Raw genomic sequence first — 18,736 nt, forward strand, 5'->3', positions numbered from 1 at the left:
TTCCATGCACCTCCTGCACAACTATTTCAGAATTAAATACTCCGCCACAGGTCCGAGTACAAGACCAGGGAAGAAGGTTAACGCCCCTACAATGAAAATCGTTCCAACTAAGATCCCGCCAAATAGAGGCTGGTCGGTTCGGAATGACCCTTTCGTCGTCGGTACGATTTTTTTACTGGCTAAGGATCCTGCCACAGCCATCAGCGTCACCATCGAGAAGAATCTTCCGATGAACATGACGATGCCAGTTGAAATGTTCCAAAATGGCGTAGCGTCTCCCAGACCTTCAAAACCGGATCCGTTGTTCCCAGCTGAAGAGGAATATTCATAGAACACTTGGGATAATCCATGAAAACCAGGATTAGAAATCCCATCAGAACCTAGCGGAGTATAAATAGCCAGAGCCGATGCCCCTAATATTAAGAAAGGATGGATCAGAAGTGTTAAAGCAAGTAACTTCATTTCCTTTCCTTCTATCTTTTTGCCCAGGAATTCCGGTGTTCTTCCTACCATCAATCCCGAGATAAAGACGGCAATCATTGCATACAAAAGGACATTCATAAACCCTGCACCTACTCCGCCAAAGACGGTGTTTAACATCATATTCCCAAGAGCAAGCATTCCGGTGATCGGTGTTAAGGTATCGTGCATCGTATTTACGGCACCGGTCTCAGTAGCCGTAGTCGTAAGTGCATAAAGAGTAGACTGGGCTGTACCCAGCCGCACCTCTTTCCCTTCCATTGACCCCTCGGAATGTTCAATGCCGGTTTCGTTGAGTACTGGGTTTCCCTGAAATTCAGAGAACAAAGAGATAGTCGTAAACAATACGAAAATGGTTGCCATTGAAGCAAACAATACATTTCCCTGCTTCTTGTTTCCTACCATCTTTCCATACGTAAATGGTAAAGATGCAGGTAATAAAAACATAAGCAGCACATGTAACAAGTTCGTTAAACCGTTCGGATTTTCAAATGGATGCGCCGAGTTCACCCCATAGAACCCGCCCCCATTATTTCCAAACTCTTTTATCGATAAGAACGAACCAACCGGACCCCTCAGGATGGTTTGTTCTTCGCCTGAAAGTGTATTTGCTGTTACAATAACATCAAGGGTTTGTGGCATGCCTAAGGCAACGAATATGACCCCAAACAGGAAAGATACCGGCAGTAAGACCCTGACGATCGCCCGGACAAAATCCTGAAAAAAGTTCCCGATTGGCTTGCCACCAAGCCCTCTTATAAAAGCAATAGCTACAGCTAATGCTGTGGCCGGTGCCGCAAACATCATAAACAAAATCCCAATCATTTGAGATAGCAGAGATAACCCCGACTCTCCACTATAGTGCTGTAAATTGGTGTTGGTCATAAAACTGATAGCTGTGTTAAAAGCAAGTGTTGGATCCATACCCACAATTTTGGTCGGATTTAAAGGCAGTACACCCTGAAGCCTGAATATCGTGTAAACGATTAGGATCATCACTGTATTTGTCAGGAGCAACGCTATAACGTAACTTCCCCATGTTTGTTGTTCTGTTTTTAAACCAGTTACTTTATAAAACACTTTTTCAAATGGTAAGAAAATCTTATCCCATTTAGTTGGCCGGCTTTCGAAAACCGTTGCCATGTATAACCCAAATGGCTTTAACATTACCCCCACGAAAATCAGGGTAAAAAGGACTGATAAAATTGCAATAACCATAATAGAACCTCCCTAGAACTTTTCCGGATGTATTAACGCGTAACCCAAGTATCCAAACACTCCCAGCGACAGAAGAAATAACAGCATATTGATCATAAATGATCACCCGCCTTTGAAATTATTCGTTCCACCCATTTGAGCAGTGACAGCATCCCTAAACTTAAAATCATAATAGTAACGAGTAACAAAACATCCCACATACCTTTCACTCCCCTTTAAAATGTTTACGGATTATAAATAATGGCTCTCTGTCCTTGGATTTCACCACAGTCCGAATACCGCATTCATGAAAAACCCGATCACTCATGAAAGGCCTGTGTGCAACTAATAATATGGGCACACCTGCAATATCGTTTTTTAGTTGTACTGACCAATAACAAGCTTTAACCTCATCATCCATAAATAAAATCACTCGTTCGATAAAGAATGAGTCTACTTCCTTAAAAACCCTCCCGGCATCCTGGGTTTCCAAATGGACAACCTTTGATTGTTCATGGACAGAATATAAAGTATGCTGCTTTTCCCCGAATGCCCAAAACAGTAAATGCTGGTAATTGTGCTCTTCATGAATAAATTCCAGTGGATGAGATTTATCAAAAACGCATAAGCTTTTCTTCATCTTTTTTTCCATGTTGCACCCCCGCTTCTTAGTGACTCATTAAAACTATTCAGCACCACCACCTTTAAAGAATCAAAAAAGAGCCATGAGAAGGTAAACGTCTCATGGCTCTTTTATCCGTATGACTAAAAAAGTGCATACTTAAATAAGCATTAGACATTCTTCTCTTTAAACGCTGACGAGGTTAGCTGTCGGATTCGGGTGGAAAGAGTCACCCTACCATAAATTATGGATTCACCCCTAGTGGCTCTAGCCACATGTTGATTGGGTCCCCCGCTTCTAGAATCTAGAATTAAGCGATTCATAGAATGAATTTATTTAATTGTGTCTTGCTGATGAGATGATTCTACTCCCGCTTATTTTCTTTGTCAATAATAAATTGCAAAAAAGAATTGTAAAGAATTTGTTGAGCTGATTAGACACTTATAAATAAAAAAAACCCGCATTCGCGGGCTTTTAACCAGTAAGAATTTCTTCACTTGGATACTTCACAGGATCAGGAGTTTGTTTCGCAAAGGCAAAAGCAAAGGTTAAAGGACCAAGTTTACCAATAAGCATTGTAAGGATAATCGTTATTTTTCCGATTACTGTTAAACTCCCCGTTAACCCCATAGATAACCCAACAGTGCCAAAAGCAGAGACACTTTCAAACATGATCGTTAGAAACGGGGCCTCTTCAGTTAAGTTTAAAATAAAAATGGTCGTTACCACTACGCAGAGGCTGCCCACTGCAAGGGCCAAAGCTTTATTAATAACATGACTGGTAAGACTTCTTCCATAAATCACCACATGCTCTTTATCTTTGAAGAAAGAGAGTGTGGCAAGAAGAATAGCCAGGGCTGTCGTGAGTTTGATACCGCCCGCTGTTGAAGCACTTCCTCCCCCTACAAACATAAGAGTAATAATATAAAACAGAGAGGATTCTTCCATTTGGCCAATGTTCAGTGTATTAAACCCGGCGGTTCTCGGTGTAACGGCTTGAAAATATGCTGCTTGAATTTTACCAAGGCTGGATAAATCCGCTATCGTATTAGGATTATTATACTCGAGAATGAATATCATGAAAAAACTGAAGGTGTTAATGGCTAGAGTGCCCGCAATCATTAACTTCGTTTGTAAGGATAACTGTTTGAATTCTTTACTCTTCCACATATCAAACACGACGGTAAAACCAATTCCTCCAACGATAAAGAGAAACGTAATCACAATATTGACGATCGGGCTCACCACATAAGATGACAGACTATCAGACCAAATCGAAAAGCCGGCATTATTGAACGCAGAAATCGAATGAAAGACACTGGCGTAAAAGCCTGGCCCCCACCCCATTTCAGGTATCCACTTTAAACAGAGAAAGATCACAGCAATGGATTCAACGATGAGAGAAAATACTAGTAATTGTTTCGCTAAACGAACCACCCCACCTATAGCTGACTGGTTTAATGCTTGCTTAACGAGCAACCTTTCCTTAATTCCGATTTTCTTCCCTACAGCCATATAAATTAATACAGCAAATGTCATAATTCCCAGACCGCCTAACTGAATGAGCAGAAGGATAATAATCTGACCAAAAAGTGTATAGGCTGTGCCTGTATCCACCACAATCAATCCGGTAACTGTCATAGCTGAAGTAGCTGTAAATAAAGCATCAATAAAAGAAATCCCTTCCGTACTGGCAAATGGAAGCTTCAAAAGGAGCGTTCCAGATAAGATTAATACGATAAAAATGGATATAATCATCTGCGGAGGATTCAAGTCCCATTTATACATCATCTGTTCCTCCTCTCATTCAAGATTTGATTATCATTCTATAGAGAATTAATTAATTTCTAAATCCCTTTAATAGTTTTGTATGACCTAACTATTATCATGCCCAACTTCACCCATACTTTACTTTTTATCAAAAGTAGTAAATGGAATAAAATCTTTGATAATTAAAGAAAAATGAAGATATCAACGTTTATTTACTATAAAACTGTTTTTTTCGTATTATTTAAGCTTATTTTAGCACTTTACTAAAGAATTAATGAAGAGTAATATTTGTCACCATAATACAGTTCATTGTTTCCAATAATCTTAATCGCTTAATTCCGACACGGAAGCGGAGGAACCAATTTTTACGTGGCCTTAGCCACTTGGGGTGAATCCATAGCAATGGCAGGGCAACTCTTTATGCCCGAACCCGACAGCTAACTCCGTAAGCGTCTAGAAAGAGGATGGTGGTAACTTGTGATCAACCAATTGATGACCACAGGGTAGCTTCCCCCTGTGTTTTTTGATGTCAAAATTTAATCAGACCAGATTAAAAAAGGGAGAGGAAGCGCATGCGAAAAACTGTGAATGAAATAAAACGTATGATTGAACAAGCTGTGACTCAAAATAAAGAGGCAGAACTAGCAGCACGAATCGTACAACAATATACTAAGACCTATCATAAATCTACTTATGGCAAGTATCATTAACATAGTAACTGAAGGAGTTCAATTTATGAATATTGCTTTTTTTCTGCTGCCTAAAGAAAAAGTAGCCTATGTACTGGATACAGCCACTATGCGCCAGGCTTTAGAAAGGATGGAGTATCACTCCTACACGGCAATCCCTATCATTAACAAAAACGGAAACTACGTCGGCACACTCACAGAAGGGGATTTACTATGGAAACTTAAAAATGATCCTGACTTAAACTTTCAAAACATGCATAAAATCCCTTTAAAAGAGGTAAAAAACTACAGGAAAAATAGACCTGTATCCATAAATGCTGAAATGGAAGACATGCTGGGGCTTGCGGTAAACCAAAATTTTGTTCCTGTAGTGGATGACCAGCAAGTATTTATCGGCATCATCAGAAGGAAAGACATCATTGAGTATTTTAAATCATTGAACGATACAAATCAGAGAAAATAACTAGTAAGAGATTGTCATTCGTTCAATGTACTTGTTGGAGGAGGGATTGTAATGAAGAAAGAATTTGCCGTTATTGGTTTAGGTCGATTCGGCGGGAGTATTTGTCGAGAATTAAGTCGAGAAGGGATGCACGTACTGGCCCTGGACTTAGATGAGGATAAAGTAAATGAATACAGGGATATCGCTTCGCACGCCGTAATTGCTGATTCTACGGATGAAAATGTGTTAAGAGAACTAGGATTAAGAAACATAGATCATGTGATCGTTGCGATTGGTGATAATATTCAAGCAAGCATGCTGACTACATTAATCCTGGAAGAAATGGGCATCAAAAAAATTACGGTAAAAGCTCAAAATGATTATCATGAAAAGATTTTAAATAAAATCGGGGCCGATCATATCGTCCACCCGGAAAGAGATATGGGGAAAAGGATCGCCCACAATATTATTTCTAATAACATCCTTGATTATATTGAGCTTTCCGATGATCACAGTGTCGTTGAGGTAATCGCAGGGCGGAAGTTGAGTGGACAGACTCTCATCGATCTAGATATTCGCGCCTAATATGGCTGCAATGTCGTGGCGATCAAGAGAGGGAAAGAAATTAATGTTTCTCCAATGGCCACTGAAGAAATTGTGGAAGGCGACATTTTAATTGTTATCGGTGGGGACAAAGATATCAATCGATTCGAGAAGAACCTTATTGTTGATGACTGACCTGTAAATATTACAAGACTTCGAAAGCCTTAAAACAGCAGGTTTATCTTATAACCACTGTTTTAAGGCATTATTTAATGAAAAATTAGCGATCAACAAATCGTAAGCGAGGATTATTTCAAACCATACTTTTTTTAAAAAAGCCGCTCTATGTAATAACCCTATCAAACTTCGCTGATGATCGATTTTCCTTTTGTTTGATCATGATCAAGCCACTGCCACTCTTCGTGCAATTCTATCTTCCCTTCAGAGTTAAAGTGTGGAACCGATGCGCACTTGCCTCCCCGGATTTCATTGGATGTGTTCACATGATTATATCTGAATTCCAACGTATCATCATCATTTACTATTCCTATTAACTTCCCTTTAGCTACCTCTCCACCGGAGTAATCGGCATGGAGAATGTTCCCTTCTTGATAGTAGCGAAAATGTGTTTTAGAAGAAACTTCACCACTTTCCGTATTCTCTACGGATACAAATTGACGGTTATTATAATCTATCATTAAGTGTACCTCCTTGAAATTATGACTTTAAACACTACCATATTATTTGCAAAATTCCAATAATGGAGTAAGTAATTCATGATAATAACGATGAAAGCAGGATAATATCCATCCTTTATAGTATTAATAAATACAAGGATCTAACATTTTCGATCCTTGTCGTCCTTCCAATTTTTCTCAACCATCCTAGTTATCTAACGGACTTAAACGGGAAAATAACAGGTAAGGAACTAAATTTTCCAAGGAGGCATTTTAAATGGCAGAAGTATCTTCCATGCAGCAAGCCGTTGAGGTATTACGAGGTAAGGGACTTTCTAACCGGGACATCCTTAGCAACGTAGATAACAGCCATTTCCCGTTTGATGATGAAGAAGTGGTGATGACCTTTATTGATTTGCAAATTGAATGTTCCTCTGATAAAGATTTTAATAAATTAGTAGCTTACTTATATGATTGTGATGTGAAGGAAGAATAATCAAGTATGGCTGTTATTACGTCCTCATAACTCACCCAAATAAAAAGGAGGCAATCCTAATAGGATCGCCCCCTTTATTAAATATCACATCGTTCAACTATTAAGAAAACTTTCCCCATCCACCCACATCGTCTCATTGTAGGCCATGTCCCAGAACAAATACTCCAGTTTGCTTGTATGAATAAATATTTCTTCAAGGTGGGCTTTTTCCCTTTCAGGAAGATCGTCTGCAAGTTCGTTCATCAGCTCTTTTAAAGAGGCAGCCAGTTCAGCAAACTCTTCAGAAGCGTACATATCAATCCAGTCCCCGTAAAACTCATGCTTTTCATTCCGCTCAAGCTTATTTAATTCCGTACCGATCACATGATAACTCCACGTACAGGCAAGGACACAGGCGGTTACTTCTGCTTCTGAGCCCTGGTTGGCTTTACTTAGCATATAGCTCGTATAAGCGAGAAGTGTAGCTGCAGGTTCTGTATTTTCAAGCTCCTCCCGGCTGATTCCAATCTTTTCTGCATAGTTACGGTGAAGCTCCATTTCTTCAGATAACGTGGAATGAAGCAATTCAGAAAACATGGTCATGGTGTCCAGGCGTTTCGCTTTTACAGCCCCTAAGGCAAACACCCGGCAGTAGTCGATCAAATACAAATAATCCTGGCGCATAAAGAATTTGAATTTATCCAGCTCGAGACTGCCATCCCCGATTCCTTTCACAAAAGGATGATGCAGGTAAGACTCCCAGATTGGCTGTGCACTTCTATAAAGACGATCGGTAAACATTATTTCTCCTCCTTAAGGTTTATTTGTTGAAACCACAATCTTCTTTCCAAAATAAAAAGCCCGCCCCTTCAGAGAAGGAGCGGGCGTCATAAGTATCAATAGAACAAAATTCATCGGTCCGCTTCACTTCCCTCCGCTGGTATGATCCAGATCAGGTAATAAGGGTCAAAGCTTCTGCTTTTCTCAGCCAAACTCTATGGCTCCCCTAGTAAAAGTATGTTATAAAGTCGTTACTAACATTAGAACATAGGCGTAATAAAAGAACAAGTTTTCTCAAAGCTAAATTAAACGTGAGTTGTATTCCTCATGGAACTTAGAAAAAGTGGCAGCTTCCCCTTTAAGATTACTTCTTCTATTATGTTAGTGATTTTTTAAAAACATAACTAACTTTGTCATACTCCAGCTTATCCATATAAAAGCGATGGGCATCTGTGCGCTGTAATCCTGAGGACAAAGCCACACTCTCAAACCCATTTTCTTCTGCCCACGTATGTACGTAAGTAAGCAGCTTTTCCCCATATCCTTTCGATCGATAGCTTTGATCTGTGACTAAGTCACAAACCCAAACAAACCTCCCATAATAAAGCGTAGTCATCGGTTTAAAACCAGTTATCGCTACTACCTTACCACCTTGCATTAATGCAAGCATTCGATACCTATCTACTTCTCTAGCCTCTAATACTAATTCCAGATATGTATTTTCATCTAAATGGGGGCGCAATTGGCTCATAACAGGGAATCCTTGCAGTATTTCTTCACTAGACTTAAGCTCTTTCACAGTCACAGCATCCATTTATAAGTCCCCAGCCTTTCAGAAGTATTTCACATCATTTTACATGACCAGATGATACTAATAAACATTTTACGTGATTATTAAAATGAAAAAGCTGATCTCCATAAACTTCTCGTCTTCCAAAAACACTTTATTTTAATAAAAAGTCTTCAATGGCTTTCGTGATTTCGAATGGCTCCGTTTCTATATTGGAAGGGATGACGATTTTTAAATTCGAATCTGGATAGATAGAGGCTCTGAAGCTTACTCCAGGATCATAGCCCATGACGTGGTATTTGTGTGCATGGTCATTCTTTTGATTCACCCAGATTCCATAACCATAATGGACTTCTCCGTTCACCAGTACATGAGGATAAAGTAATTTTCGGGTAGTCCCTTCATTTATAAGCCTATAGTCAAATAATGCTTCCCACAACTTCATCATGTCAGGAGCTGTAACAAAAGCACCCCCATCAGAACCTCCCTTTTTAGGAATAGAATAAATATTCGTTCTCCACGTATTCTCCTTGTGGTTGTCAATATATCCTGCCGCTGTATTTCCAGGAAGCTGATCTAATGAAAAGTACCCCGACTCTTCCATGTTACACTTACTAAAGACTTCTGATTCTATATATTCTGTAAAACACCTTCCCGTTTGTTCCTCAATGATCAGCCCCAAAAGAATATATCCGGCATTGTTATAATGAAACCTTTCTCCAGGTGAGAATTTCATTGGATCTTCCTGAAATAAAGGCAGAAAATCTTTAAGAGAATTAATTTGGTAAACCGGGTAGCTCTTCCACAAGTCTTCATAATTCTGCATGACCTCTTCATCAAAGTAATCAGGGATACCGGAAGTATGAGTTAACAAATGGTGAATCGTAATTTCTTTATCAAAATTAGGCAAGTGTACACTCAGACATTCAGCTAGACGAGTATTGAAATCTAATAATCCTTCTTCTACTAATTGACTAATTCCGATAGCCGTAAATAACTTGCAGCCAGAGGCTATGCCAAAACGAGTGTTGCTTGTATTCAGCCGCTCTTCTCCTCGGTCTGCATAACCAAAGGATAAATCTGATAATATATGCCCACCCTGTTTCACATATACAACTCCTGAAAAGTTCATTTCATTGATCATGTTAGTGATGAGCTGGTTCAATTCTTTCATATTGTTCTCCCCCATATCGCTTGATGTAATTTAGGTTTGGCCACTTATTTTATTATTCCTATCAGTTCACTTCCCTGGTAAAGCGTTAAACCTAAAAACTTAGGTGTGCTATTTAAATCACTAATTCTTTCCTTGGCTATATCGTACGATTATTCTTCATTCCAAGGTTCAGAATTAAACACCTTAATATATAAATCAACACCATTTTCAATGTCCATCTTTGTAAAAGGTTTCACGTCAAACTTTATACCTGCAATCTCTCCCTTCACTCCTGTAAATTCACCCCTAAGGTCCCTGTGATATCAAGGTATTACTTGAAAATGTTATCAACAAATAACCTGAGTAGATTCCTATCAAAAAACTCCCATTGATTTAATAATGAATCAACGTTTATTCATACCAGGCCTTTACAGGTCTATCTTCAGGGAAACCATATAGTTCTCGATATTCCTTTCTTTCTTTTGTAAAATCAAACCACTGCTTGCTGCTCTCAGGATTGTTTGCATAGTTAATCACACAACGAATTTGATCTTCAACACAACTATCCGTCCATACACCTAACTGTTTTTCTAATTGGTCAAAAAGTTCAGCAGCATTCTTGTCCTTAATTTCAGATAATGAAAGAATACTCAACTTAAAAACCAGCTTCTCAGCTAATTTATAACCAATGGAAGGGACAGTTTGGAATTCAGCCAAACCTTTTAATACTTTTGCCTTGGAAAATGGAAAGTTTAACGTATTAGCTATTTGCTCCGTATCAATAGTATGAATCTCGCTTATTTTAATTTTTGATTTTTTAAGTTTTGATTTTTCCTCATTTGTGAGTGGCAATTTGATAGTGGAAGTCAAAAAACACTCCTCCTTTAATGTTAGCAATAGATATTTTATTAAATCTATCTGACCTAAATATATCTGTTCATCTAACTGTAACCAATCCTTATCACAATTACGAGAGAAACTAGTTCCGAAAATTAAAGCTGTGGGTAAGTTCCCTCTGTATATTATTTATCATTTACTATTATTAGACGTGAAGCGGATCACTTATATGAGAATAAATACTTACTAAACAGAAGAACTCTCTGATACAATAATCAAGAATATACCAAAAGAAGGATGATAATATGAAAAAGACTAAATACTTGGTTTTTGTACTTTTACTAGGTCTTCTTGTAGCTTGCTCCTCTAATAGTGAAGGTAAGACAAATGAAGAAGCCAACTCTAAAAGTGAGGCTTCTGGAAGCGAAGAAAATGAAACTTCGGAAGAATCGGAAACAGGAGAAAGTGTAGAAGTAGATGAAGGCCTAATGAATGTTGAAGTAACCCTTCCGTCATCTATGGTTGAGGGTGAAAGCATGGACGTAATCACCGAAGAAGCAAAAGAACAGGGCGTTAAAAAGGTTACGAAAAATGATAACGGTTCTGTCACTTATAAAATGTCAAAATCCGCTCACCAGGACTTGCTTGAAGAAGTGAAGGCCGGTATGGAAGAATCCATAACGGAAACGAAAAATGATGAAAACTTTGCTTCGATTAAAGATATCACTCACAACAATAACTTTACAGAGTTCACTATGATCGTTGACCGGGAGACTTACGAAAATAGTATGGATGTGTTTGCCACTATGTCGTTGGGTATGTCAGGGATGATGTATCAGGTTTTCGAGGGGAAAAATGAAGACGAGTACTCCGTTACCATAAACATAGAAGATGAAAGTTCTGGCGAAACAATTGATGAAGTTGTCTATCCAGACGCTCTTGAGAATATGGAAACTGAAGCTGAATAAACTATGAATGCTCGGCCGCTACTTCCAGTAGCGGCCTTTTGTTATTAGTTTACTTATTCTATATTCTCGTAATAAAAGTTCAGTATGGCAGCCTGCAAGCTCAAAAATACATGCTAGCTAGTATTACAGCTTAAAAGAACCAAACAGTACAATAACAATACGTATAAAACTTGAGCGATATTTAAAAGGAGTCAATTTAGTGTGAGTCAAAACCCTCCAGGTTTAAGCCGTTATCCACGACCAACCGTATCGTTCAGCTTTTTGTGATATTTGTCCTTCCACGTTTTCTCGTCCTTCATTAATTCGTCGCAGAACTCCGCTACGTCTTCACCCGTGAGGTCAGTGACTTTCCTCCCCTCCGCAGCACCTTGCTCGAAAAGGTCGAGAATTCCGCCAAAGATACGGCTGGTAGCCTTCCAGTCTGTGGGGCCACCCGCAGTCCACATGTACTTTTGGATCGCTTTATAAGCGTTGTAATACTCGCTTGGAAGTGCCTTCGCACGCGCCTCCATCGCTCTCCATTCTCGTTTGTCATCCAGACTTCCGATAATTTTTTCAAAAATACTCATATTCGTTTCTCCTTTTATAAATTTTTGGTTTTGAGTTCGTTAATTTTGCTTGATACGAATTCCCATTTTCTCCAAAAAGTTTCAAGGCGCTCATTCCCAGCTGCGTTGAGGGTATAAAATTTTCTTGGTGGCCCCATAGTGGATGGCTTTTTCTCGATGTCCACCAGATTATTTTTCTCAAGCCGCATGGTAATTGTATAAACGGTGCCTTCAACTACATCAGTGAAACCAAGTTCCCGCAGCTGTTGAGTGATTTCATAGCCGTACGTTTCGCCACGGCTGATGATCTCAAGCACACACCCCTCAAGAACCCCTTTCATCATTTCTCTGAAATTTTCCATTTACGCCTCCATCTGGTCTGAATCATGAGTATTCTGCAACTCCAGTATTAAGTATTACTTATTACTAGTATATAGTATTGCTAAGTAGTGGTTTTGTCAAGATAATACTTTTTGTTTTAGTCCCTGCTCTAATCCCCGGGAGTTTATAATAAATACTAATAAATATCGGGACGCAATTCCGTACTTTATTTAATCCTGTTCTCAATGAACTAATTCTATGCTAACCTGTTACTATCCAAATTTTACAAATTTTGAGGACTGATTATTTATGCGTCAACAGATTAGCAATTTTATTTATACTTTCGAGTGGACAGTCCTTAACCTGGGGGTTTTCTATTATTTGCTCAAGAGCTCTACGGATTTATCACTTTCTTATGATGGATTTGCATTTTTCACTCCCCTATTTATCTTTATTCAAGCTGTTAAAGCCTATTTAGAGGGTAAAAAAGTTTTCAAAGGATTTATAATCAAACTCACTTTGCTCATCCTTTTTATATCCGTCTTAATATACATACTTGATCATAATAGTTAAACCATCCCTCAGATTTACCCTTTGCATTAGCGAAGTACTTGAGCTTAATCCCCCAGTTTGGTTTGTAACTCTATGACGGGAAACATTTACGATCCCAAGTTATAGAAAGAACGATTCCTCTTAGTGAAGAATCGTTCTTAATAGATACGTGTTTAAAATTATCCCCCTTGCTCCATACACTATGAAGGTGCTAGTTAATCAGCATCGGATGTACCATCTAAAGCTATGTACTCAACGATTTTCCTCTCCCTAAATACTTGGCATATAAGATTGATCTCTTACCACTACGGTTTCCGGCGCGAATTTAATTAAAATGTTGCTATCATCTAAGCCCTGGAATCTTGGATCCCAACTTTCTTCATCAGGTCCCAGATAACGTTCCAGCAGACGTGTGGCAATCTTTTTATCAAAAGGTTCAACCGTCGCCTGTCCTCGAAACCCCGCGTGCAGCACTTTTCCTGTGGTATGATCGAAATCAACAATCCCAATCGCACACCCCGGATTTTCTTCAATTCTCTGTGGAAAACTGTCTGAAGGCGTGCCGATAATGTAGATATATCCATTTTCCCAGTAAAACCAGACTGGGGACTCTCTTGGGCCTTCCTTAGATAAAGTAGAAAGATGAGCAAATAAAGGCTTTTTAAGAAATTCGTCTAAATCAAAACTTCTATTCCCCGGGATAATTTCCAAATTTCATTCATCCTTTCGCTTTAAATTTTTCCAACCCTCTTACAACTGGTCTCCAATACAGCATTTAAAGAGGGCTCTGTTAATAAATGATAAGATATTGGTGGATTTATTGCCAATATTCAAACAGACCCAATCACCCTGCCCTTTTAAACTAATGGTAAGAGGTGATTTGGTGCATAAAACAATATGGTTCACTAAAAATATTAGATATTATTTATTAGCAGGCGGGATCTCGCGGTTCGGAGACACGCTTTCTGGGATGGCATTTTTATTTTTAGCTTATGATTTAACAAAATCTAATCTTCTCACAACCATCATGGCGATCGCAGAAACTGTTCCGTACCTTTTGTTTGGGCTGATTGGCGGTGTGATCGCTGACTGGCTTCCTAAGAAAAGATTACTGATCTACCTCGACCTGGTTCGAGTTCCTTTAGTCCTGTCCATTGTGTGCTTATACTATTTTGACGCGCTCACTTATGTATATTTATTAATCATGAGTTTCCTTATCCAGAGTATCGGCTGTTTCTTCAATCCCGCGCACCGCTCTCTCCTGCCTTCCATAACCAGGGATAGTGAACGAACGAGCGCCAACAGTTGGAACGATACACTGACCAGAGGTGTGACTGTACTGACTCCCTTTTTAACCGTATGGTTATTGCATTCCTTTGGAACGGTGCACTTGTTTACGATTGATGCCCTGACCTACGCGATTAGCGCGCTATTAATTGCAAAGATAAATTGGAAGGATACCCATTTTCCAGTCGTAAAGAAATCGTTAAAAACTATATTCCGTGCGATCCTGGAATTTACATCCTGGGCCAAAGACCATTCCACCATCAAGAAACTATTCATCTTTACGTTTATTACGGTTTTCCTTAACACCTGGGTCTGGCAAGTGGGATTGTTGCTCGCTTTAACAGATATGAGTGGGAAGAGCGAAGAGTTGTATAGCATGTTGCAGGGAGTTTTTGGAGGCGTCGTTATTTTAACGAATCTTGCGCTGCCCTATTTTATAAAAACCATGACTCTCCCTATCTATCTTATCGGAGCTAGCCTATGGGGGCTGGGAATTACCTACTATGGCGCATTTTACGGGATTCAACACTTCTTTATAGGAGTGGCAATCGTCGGGATTGGACTCCCTATTGCCGGTTTAGCTCGGGTTTATCTTCTTCAGACCCTGGTCCCTGAAGAAAAGATGGGTCGTGCGTTTAGCACGAATGCCGTACTATTATACTTTTCCAACACGATTTCTTTAGGTCTCTATGGTCTATTAGCATCATTTATTTCCATCCAAAAGTTGATGCTTGGCAGTGGATTCATTATTCTATCCGTAAGCTTAGGTGCCCTACTTCTTCATACCGTGAATACGACGAAATTCAGAAGGCGTCTTCCGATAAACCTTTTTAAATAAGTGGTTATAGGAACCCACACTTTTAAACCCGTGATGAAGAGCAATCGAAAGGATTGGATGATTGGTATGTAAAAGTGAATACTGACTTCGAAATAGACGGTACATCTGTAACCAGGAGTAAGGGGAGAGCCCAGCTTCTTCTTTAAAAAGGTGCGCGAGTTGATACTTGTTCATTCTGGCTACAGCAGCCATCTGGTCCAACGTCCAATCTTCTTTATAGCTTTCTTTCAGAGCATCGATCACTAAATCAATACTGCCCTTGCTTTGAATGGTCGGAAACTCCGTTTGATGAGATCCAGGTCCATATTGAAGCATCATAATAGAAAGTTGAGTCAAACTGTTATCAAGAAACAATTGATTGATCGGTGGGTTTGATTTCTCGTGAAGAGAAATAAAGTCTCTTACAAAAGACATCCACTGCTGAATCTGTGGATGGCGAAGAGAAATAAACGAAAATTCCGGTTCCATTTTTTCTATTCCCATTTGTTCGGCAGCGGCATGCAACATAGAAGGCTGGACCTCGATAAGGAATTTTTCCGTTGAAGCCTGCAGCTGTTTATGAGTATCGACAGGATTAAATATCAGGAATTCATTTCGATCTATAAGGATGTCACCATGAGGAGTCTGGTATTTGCTCCTGCCATAAGGAGAAAAGATTATCTTATAGCACGGATCACTTCTCCAGTCCCGCTCACCTAATTGTTCACTTCGCTTAAGCAGCAATCCATTTTCATTTTCCAAAATCATGCGTAGATCTCCTTGTTTAGGTAGATGTATAGAAACAGATCATAATAAGTTATCCAATTAAGATATCTCGATAAGGCTCTGGTTATTGAAGAAATTTATCTTGAAATAAGGCCATCATTATTATCCCATGCCAGGCACCGTTCCTGAATAATTGCTCTTTTTGTTCGCCTTCTCTCTCAAACCCTAATCGTTCGTATAACCTAATCGCCCGCTCATTAAAGGAAAATACTTTTAGATACACCTTATGTAGATTTAACTCCAGGAAGCTATATTTCAGCAATTCATTCATTGCTTCTTTACCATAACCTCTGCCCCAGTAGTCTTCGTTACCAAGATCTATGATGCATTCAGCATTCCTATTCTTATAATCTATATTGATTAAAGATACAATTCCGATAGGTTCGTCGTTTTCCCTATGCTGGATCATATAGCTTTTAGAGTTAGCGGATTTAATAATGGAAAGGATGAAGTTTTCGGTATCCTCCCGTGTATAAACGTCCAAATTAGGACTGGTGTTTTGCATTACGTTAGGGTTACTTCTCCATTTATGATAGATATCGGTGTCTTCCTTAATGACTTTTCTTAAATAAATGCGATCTGTAGAAAACAATTTTATCACCCTTATATACTGATTTTACATATTCTTAAATGGACATCTATTCTGCCAAATGGAAAATCAGGTAAAAAACTCAGAGGCCACCCAGGTCTTGCCGGTATAGTTTTCTGCAATGGTCCCCCCGGCAAAAAAGGTAGAAATCAGAATAGCAATGAGCCAACTTATCATTGTGTTAATGATATAACCCTCTTCATTTTCTTCATCTAAAAACCCCTTCCTGGTAATTCGTGGTTACACTGAACGACTGTTGATTAACGCAAACACATAATGATCGACATACTCACCATATAGACGTTCGGACTTTTCAAGGCATCCCTCTTTTTTAAAACCCAGCCTCTGCGGGATAGCCAAACTTTTTTCATTTCCAGTCGCCGCCTGTATTTCAATCCTTTTTAAGTCCAGTTCGTCGAAGCAGTAATCCACGATAGCCTGACACGCCTGTGTCATCAGCCCTTTTCCTTGAAAGGATTCCCCAAGCCAGTAACCAATCGATGTAGATCGGTTTGACCAGTTAATCGTGTGTAGTCCTGCCACTCCGGCGAGCTCTCCTTTATACCAGATGCCCGCCTGGAAACCATCATTATTGCAAAATTGCTTTAGTGTGCCTTCTATGAACTCTTTGGAGTTCTCAACTGTTTTTGTTGCATCGATCCATGGAAGCCATTGTCTTAAACTGTGTCGCGAGGAGTCCGTTAGTCGAAATAACTCCTCAGCATGTCTTACCTCTAACAATCGCAGTTCCGTATGTTCGTTAATCACATGTTTAAACATTTACAAGCATCCTCTCTAGTAGTTTATAGGGTTAATTCAGCTTGAGCCGAGAATGTTTTGACCATTACTCTCAACAACCTTAACGTCTGATCATCTTCCTCAAAAATCTCTTGAATCCAGTTCATTTCTACCTTTAAAAGAGACGTAATATTTTTAACGGCTCTTTCGTGGGAGGAGGGCGTTATCGATTCATAAATCTCAAGCATCCTCTTTCTTTTTTCTTGAGGTAAATGGACGTCGATCGCCTTAAGTCCAAGCCGGGAGCGATCCCTCGCGTATCCGTATAATATTGCATTGGAAAGGTGGCTCATAACGTAGCGCAGCATCTCTTGTGCCCACATCGAATTCCCTCGTTCCTTCGCTTTTTTATATTGAAACAAAAACCAGGCTACATCGGTAACGTGATCTTTAAATTCAGCTTCCGATAATGTTAATTTATGCTCGACCTTATACTTATCCATTAGACGCTCAGGATCATATAGAACCGTAAAATAATCCTTATTCTGAAATGTTTCTTCGGTAACTGTAAATAAATCCACATGAAGCCAATCGTTGTAGATTGCTATGACTTGTGGGGCTATGATAAATATGTCGTCGTAGAACACGAGATCTTTATAGGCTCTGAGATGATTCAGTCTTCGAGATAAAAATGGTTTTTCTTCTTTTTCATCTACCAGACAATACAAATCAATATCGGAATGCTGGTCATGCTCATTTCTGCCCATGGACCCTTTTAAAAATATACTTCGAACACCAGGTTCTTCTTTTAAGCTGTTCACAAGTATTTCAACGGCTTTTTCCTGACGCATACCCATCACCTCTTCATGTAAAGATAAATATTACGCCATCATATCGTTTTCTCCCAAAATTTTCAACACTATTCTAAAATTAAGTGGTCTAATATTTGTATCTGTATGTATGGAAAAAGAATAGGGGGCTGTCACTTTAACTAAGCGTTCCACTTTCGTTTGTTATGACCTGAAATCATCGTAAGTTCTCTACATGTTGTGTAATAACGCTTGTAATCTCAGACTTAAATCGTGTCCCATCCACCACGAGGTCTGAATTTGGTTTTGTGGTTTGTAACATTGAAAGATACCCTCGTCGCCCTTTAGACCTGTAGTTATCTAAATCCTGCACTATATCTTCAGCAGAGCCATCTTTAAAATCTCTAATTATTCTGCGGGCCATTGCAACATCCAAAGGAGTATCAATAAACACTGCAAAATCAATAAGGTTACTTGTTCTCCTATGTAAATAAGCAAATGGAAAATCTACTATTATGTAATCTAGAGATTCAGTAAGTAACTGTTGTACATCTCTAATAAGTGGTGATAAGTCCCAATCATCAGGGTTAGAACCGTTTTCTATCCATTCAACCATGTCTTCAGGACCCTCAAAATCATAGTCATCAAAATAGATTGCTTTACTATTGGAGAGCTTCTCATTTAGATAAGAGGTTATTGTCGTTTTCCCGCCACCCGAGACGGCAGCAACAGCTATTACCATTGGTGTTTTTCTTCTCATTAAACTCACACATCTCCTAATATATTTCGAAATTCGCTAGTGAATAATCCGGCCTGTAAAAAATTAGCTTGCTCTTATTGACCACTCGCCCTTTAAGTACACCATT

Annotated in this window: 22 protein-coding genes, 1 pseudogene and 3 riboswitches; of the genes and pseudogenes, 6 read left to right on the forward strand and 17 right to left on the reverse strand. The window is 39.1% G+C overall.

What is annotated here, in order from left to right:
- Positions 1-21: 21 nt before the first annotated feature.
- From kdpA to ACTWPM_RS02400, 4 genes are all read right to left on the reverse strand, one after another.
- Positions 22-1,692 carry a potassium-transporting ATPase subunit KdpA gene (gene kdpA, locus ACTWPM_RS02385; RefSeq protein WP_443131609.1) on the reverse strand — a complete coding sequence of 557 codons (1,671 nt, stop codon included), beginning with the start codon at positions 1,690-1,692 and terminating at the stop codon, positions 22-24.
- An 18-nt stretch (positions 1,693-1,710) separates the two neighbouring features.
- Positions 1,711-1,794: a potassium-transporting ATPase subunit F gene (locus ACTWPM_RS02390; RefSeq protein ID WP_443131610.1), complete on the reverse strand. Its 84-nt coding sequence runs from the start codon at positions 1,792-1,794 to the stop codon at positions 1,711-1,713.
- A gap of 109 nt (positions 1,795-1,903) precedes the next feature.
- Positions 1,904-2,329, reverse strand: a complete 426-nt coding sequence (locus ACTWPM_RS02395) for a hypothetical protein (protein WP_443131464.1) — start codon at positions 2,327-2,329, stop codon at positions 1,904-1,906.
- A 145-nt stretch (positions 2,330-2,474) separates the two neighbouring features.
- Positions 2,475-2,626: riboswitch (cyclic di-AMP (ydaO/yuaA leader) on the reverse strand.
- A gap of 147 nt (positions 2,627-2,773) precedes the next feature.
- Positions 2,774-4,090 (reverse strand): TrkH family potassium uptake protein, encoded by a 1,317-nt coding sequence (locus tag ACTWPM_RS02400; RefSeq protein ID WP_443131465.1) that lies wholly within the window; start codon positions 4,088-4,090, stop codon positions 2,774-2,776.
- A 298-nt stretch (positions 4,091-4,388) separates the two neighbouring features.
- A riboswitch (cyclic di-AMP (ydaO/yuaA leader) is annotated at positions 4,389-4,537 on the forward strand.
- Positions 4,538-4,641: 104 nt separating this feature from the next.
- On the opposite strand from ACTWPM_RS02400, the gene ACTWPM_RS02405 reads away from it, so the two are divergent.
- The 3 genes and pseudogenes from ACTWPM_RS02405 to ACTWPM_RS02415 all read left to right on the forward strand — a co-directional run bounded on the left by ACTWPM_RS02405 (position 4,642) and on the right by ACTWPM_RS02415 (position 5,938).
- The gene (locus ACTWPM_RS02405) at positions 4,642-4,779 is read left to right on the forward strand and encodes a hypothetical protein (RefSeq protein ID WP_443131466.1); all 138 of its coding nucleotides are present in this window, start codon (positions 4,642-4,644) and stop codon (positions 4,777-4,779) included.
- A gap of 25 nt (positions 4,780-4,804) precedes the next feature.
- The gene (locus ACTWPM_RS02410; RefSeq protein ID WP_443131467.1) at positions 4,805-5,221 is read left to right on the forward strand and encodes a CBS domain-containing protein; all 417 of its coding nucleotides are present in this window, start codon (positions 4,805-4,807) and stop codon (positions 5,219-5,221) included.
- 51 nt (positions 5,222-5,272) lie between these two features.
- Positions 5,273-5,938, forward strand: a pseudogene (locus ACTWPM_RS02415) (potassium channel family protein).
- Positions 5,939-6,102: 164 nt separating this feature from the next.
- On the opposite strand, the gene ACTWPM_RS02420 reads toward ACTWPM_RS02415, so the two are convergent.
- On the reverse strand, positions 6,103-6,441 hold the full coding sequence (locus tag ACTWPM_RS02420; protein ID WP_443131468.1) for a n-acetylglutamate synthase: 339 nt from the start codon (positions 6,439-6,441) through the stop codon (positions 6,103-6,105).
- Between the two features lie 256 nt (positions 6,442-6,697).
- On the opposite strand from ACTWPM_RS02420, the gene ACTWPM_RS02425 reads away from it, so the two are divergent.
- Positions 6,698-6,916 (forward strand): hypothetical protein, encoded by a 219-nt coding sequence (locus tag ACTWPM_RS02425; RefSeq protein ID WP_443131469.1) that lies wholly within the window; start codon positions 6,698-6,700, stop codon positions 6,914-6,916.
- A gap of 93 nt (positions 6,917-7,009) precedes the next feature.
- Here the strand turns inward: ACTWPM_RS02425 and tenA are convergent, their stop codons facing one another.
- The 4 genes from tenA to ACTWPM_RS02445 all read right to left on the reverse strand — a co-directional run bounded on the left by tenA (position 7,010) and on the right by ACTWPM_RS02445 (position 10,488).
- On the reverse strand, positions 7,010-7,696 hold the full coding sequence (tenA, locus tag ACTWPM_RS02430; protein WP_443131470.1) for a thiaminase II: 687 nt from the start codon (positions 7,694-7,696) through the stop codon (positions 7,010-7,012).
- Between the two features lie 111 nt (positions 7,697-7,807).
- Positions 7,808-7,913, reverse strand: a riboswitch (TPP riboswitch).
- Positions 7,914-8,051: 138 nt separating this feature from the next.
- On the reverse strand, positions 8,052-8,489 hold the full coding sequence (locus ACTWPM_RS02435) for a GNAT family N-acetyltransferase (protein WP_443131471.1): 438 nt from the start codon (positions 8,487-8,489) through the stop codon (positions 8,052-8,054).
- 130 nt (positions 8,490-8,619) lie between these two features.
- Positions 8,620-9,639, reverse strand: coding sequence for a serine hydrolase domain-containing protein (locus ACTWPM_RS02440; RefSeq protein WP_443131472.1), 1,020 nt, complete (start codon positions 9,637-9,639; stop codon positions 8,620-8,622).
- 390 nt (positions 9,640-10,029) lie between these two features.
- Positions 10,030-10,488 (reverse strand): helix-hairpin-helix domain-containing protein, encoded by a 459-nt coding sequence (locus tag ACTWPM_RS02445; protein WP_443131473.1) that lies wholly within the window; start codon positions 10,486-10,488, stop codon positions 10,030-10,032.
- Between the two features lie 272 nt (positions 10,489-10,760).
- On the opposite strand from ACTWPM_RS02445, the gene ACTWPM_RS02450 reads away from it, so the two are divergent.
- Positions 10,761-11,423 (forward strand): hypothetical protein, encoded by a 663-nt coding sequence (locus ACTWPM_RS02450; RefSeq protein WP_443131474.1) that lies wholly within the window; start codon positions 10,761-10,763, stop codon positions 11,421-11,423.
- 230 nt (positions 11,424-11,653) lie between these two features.
- Here ACTWPM_RS02450 and ACTWPM_RS02455 read toward each other — a convergent pair whose 3' ends face one another.
- The 3 genes from ACTWPM_RS02455 to ACTWPM_RS02465 form a co-directional block, all read right to left on the reverse strand.
- Entirely contained in the window at positions 11,654-11,992 is a 339-nt protein-coding gene (locus ACTWPM_RS02455; protein ID WP_443131475.1) for a DUF1048 domain-containing protein, read from the reverse strand.
- A gap of 14 nt (positions 11,993-12,006) precedes the next feature.
- Entirely contained in the window at positions 12,007-12,333 is a 327-nt protein-coding gene (locus ACTWPM_RS02460) for a PadR family transcriptional regulator (protein ID WP_443131476.1), read from the reverse strand.
- Positions 12,334-13,114: 781 nt separating this feature from the next.
- Positions 13,115-13,555 carry a pyridoxamine 5'-phosphate oxidase family protein gene (locus ACTWPM_RS02465; protein ID WP_443131477.1) on the reverse strand — a complete coding sequence of 147 codons (441 nt, stop codon included), beginning with the start codon at positions 13,553-13,555 and terminating at the stop codon, positions 13,115-13,117.
- A 172-nt stretch (positions 13,556-13,727) separates the two neighbouring features.
- Between ACTWPM_RS02465 and ACTWPM_RS02470 the strand changes: the two genes are divergently transcribed.
- Positions 13,728-14,969: an MFS transporter gene (locus tag ACTWPM_RS02470; RefSeq protein ID WP_443131478.1), complete on the forward strand. Its 1,242-nt coding sequence runs from the start codon at positions 13,728-13,730 to the stop codon at positions 14,967-14,969.
- Here the strand turns inward: ACTWPM_RS02470 and ACTWPM_RS02475 are convergent.
- The 5 genes from ACTWPM_RS02475 to ACTWPM_RS02495 form a co-directional block, all read right to left on the reverse strand.
- A complete protein-coding gene (locus ACTWPM_RS02475) occupies positions 14,904-15,716 on the reverse strand; it encodes a helix-turn-helix transcriptional regulator (RefSeq protein WP_443131479.1) in 813 nt (270 codons plus the stop codon). The two genes, ACTWPM_RS02470 and ACTWPM_RS02475, sit on opposite strands and share 66 nt — an antisense overlap.
- Positions 15,717-15,798: 82 nt before the next feature.
- Complete coding sequence (locus tag ACTWPM_RS02480; protein WP_443131480.1) at positions 15,799-16,326, reverse strand: GNAT family N-acetyltransferase; 528 nt, start codon at positions 16,324-16,326, stop codon at positions 15,799-15,801.
- A 237-nt stretch (positions 16,327-16,563) separates the two neighbouring features.
- Positions 16,564-17,103: a GNAT family N-acetyltransferase gene (locus ACTWPM_RS02485; protein WP_443131481.1), complete on the reverse strand. Its 540-nt coding sequence runs from the start codon at positions 17,101-17,103 to the stop codon at positions 16,564-16,566.
- Positions 17,104-17,126: 23 nt separating this feature from the next.
- Entirely contained in the window at positions 17,127-17,912 is a 786-nt protein-coding gene (locus tag ACTWPM_RS02490; RefSeq protein ID WP_443131482.1) for a nucleotidyltransferase domain-containing protein, read from the reverse strand.
- A 175-nt stretch (positions 17,913-18,087) separates the two neighbouring features.
- Positions 18,088-18,630, reverse strand: a complete 543-nt coding sequence (locus ACTWPM_RS02495) for a hypothetical protein (protein ID WP_443131483.1) — start codon at positions 18,628-18,630, stop codon at positions 18,088-18,090.
- Positions 18,631-18,736: the final 106 nt, after the last annotated feature.

It is taken from the genome of Halobacillus sp. K22 (genome assembly GCF_052246795.1).
Taxonomy (GTDB): domain Bacteria; phylum Bacillota; class Bacilli; order Bacillales; family Halobacillaceae; genus Halobacillus.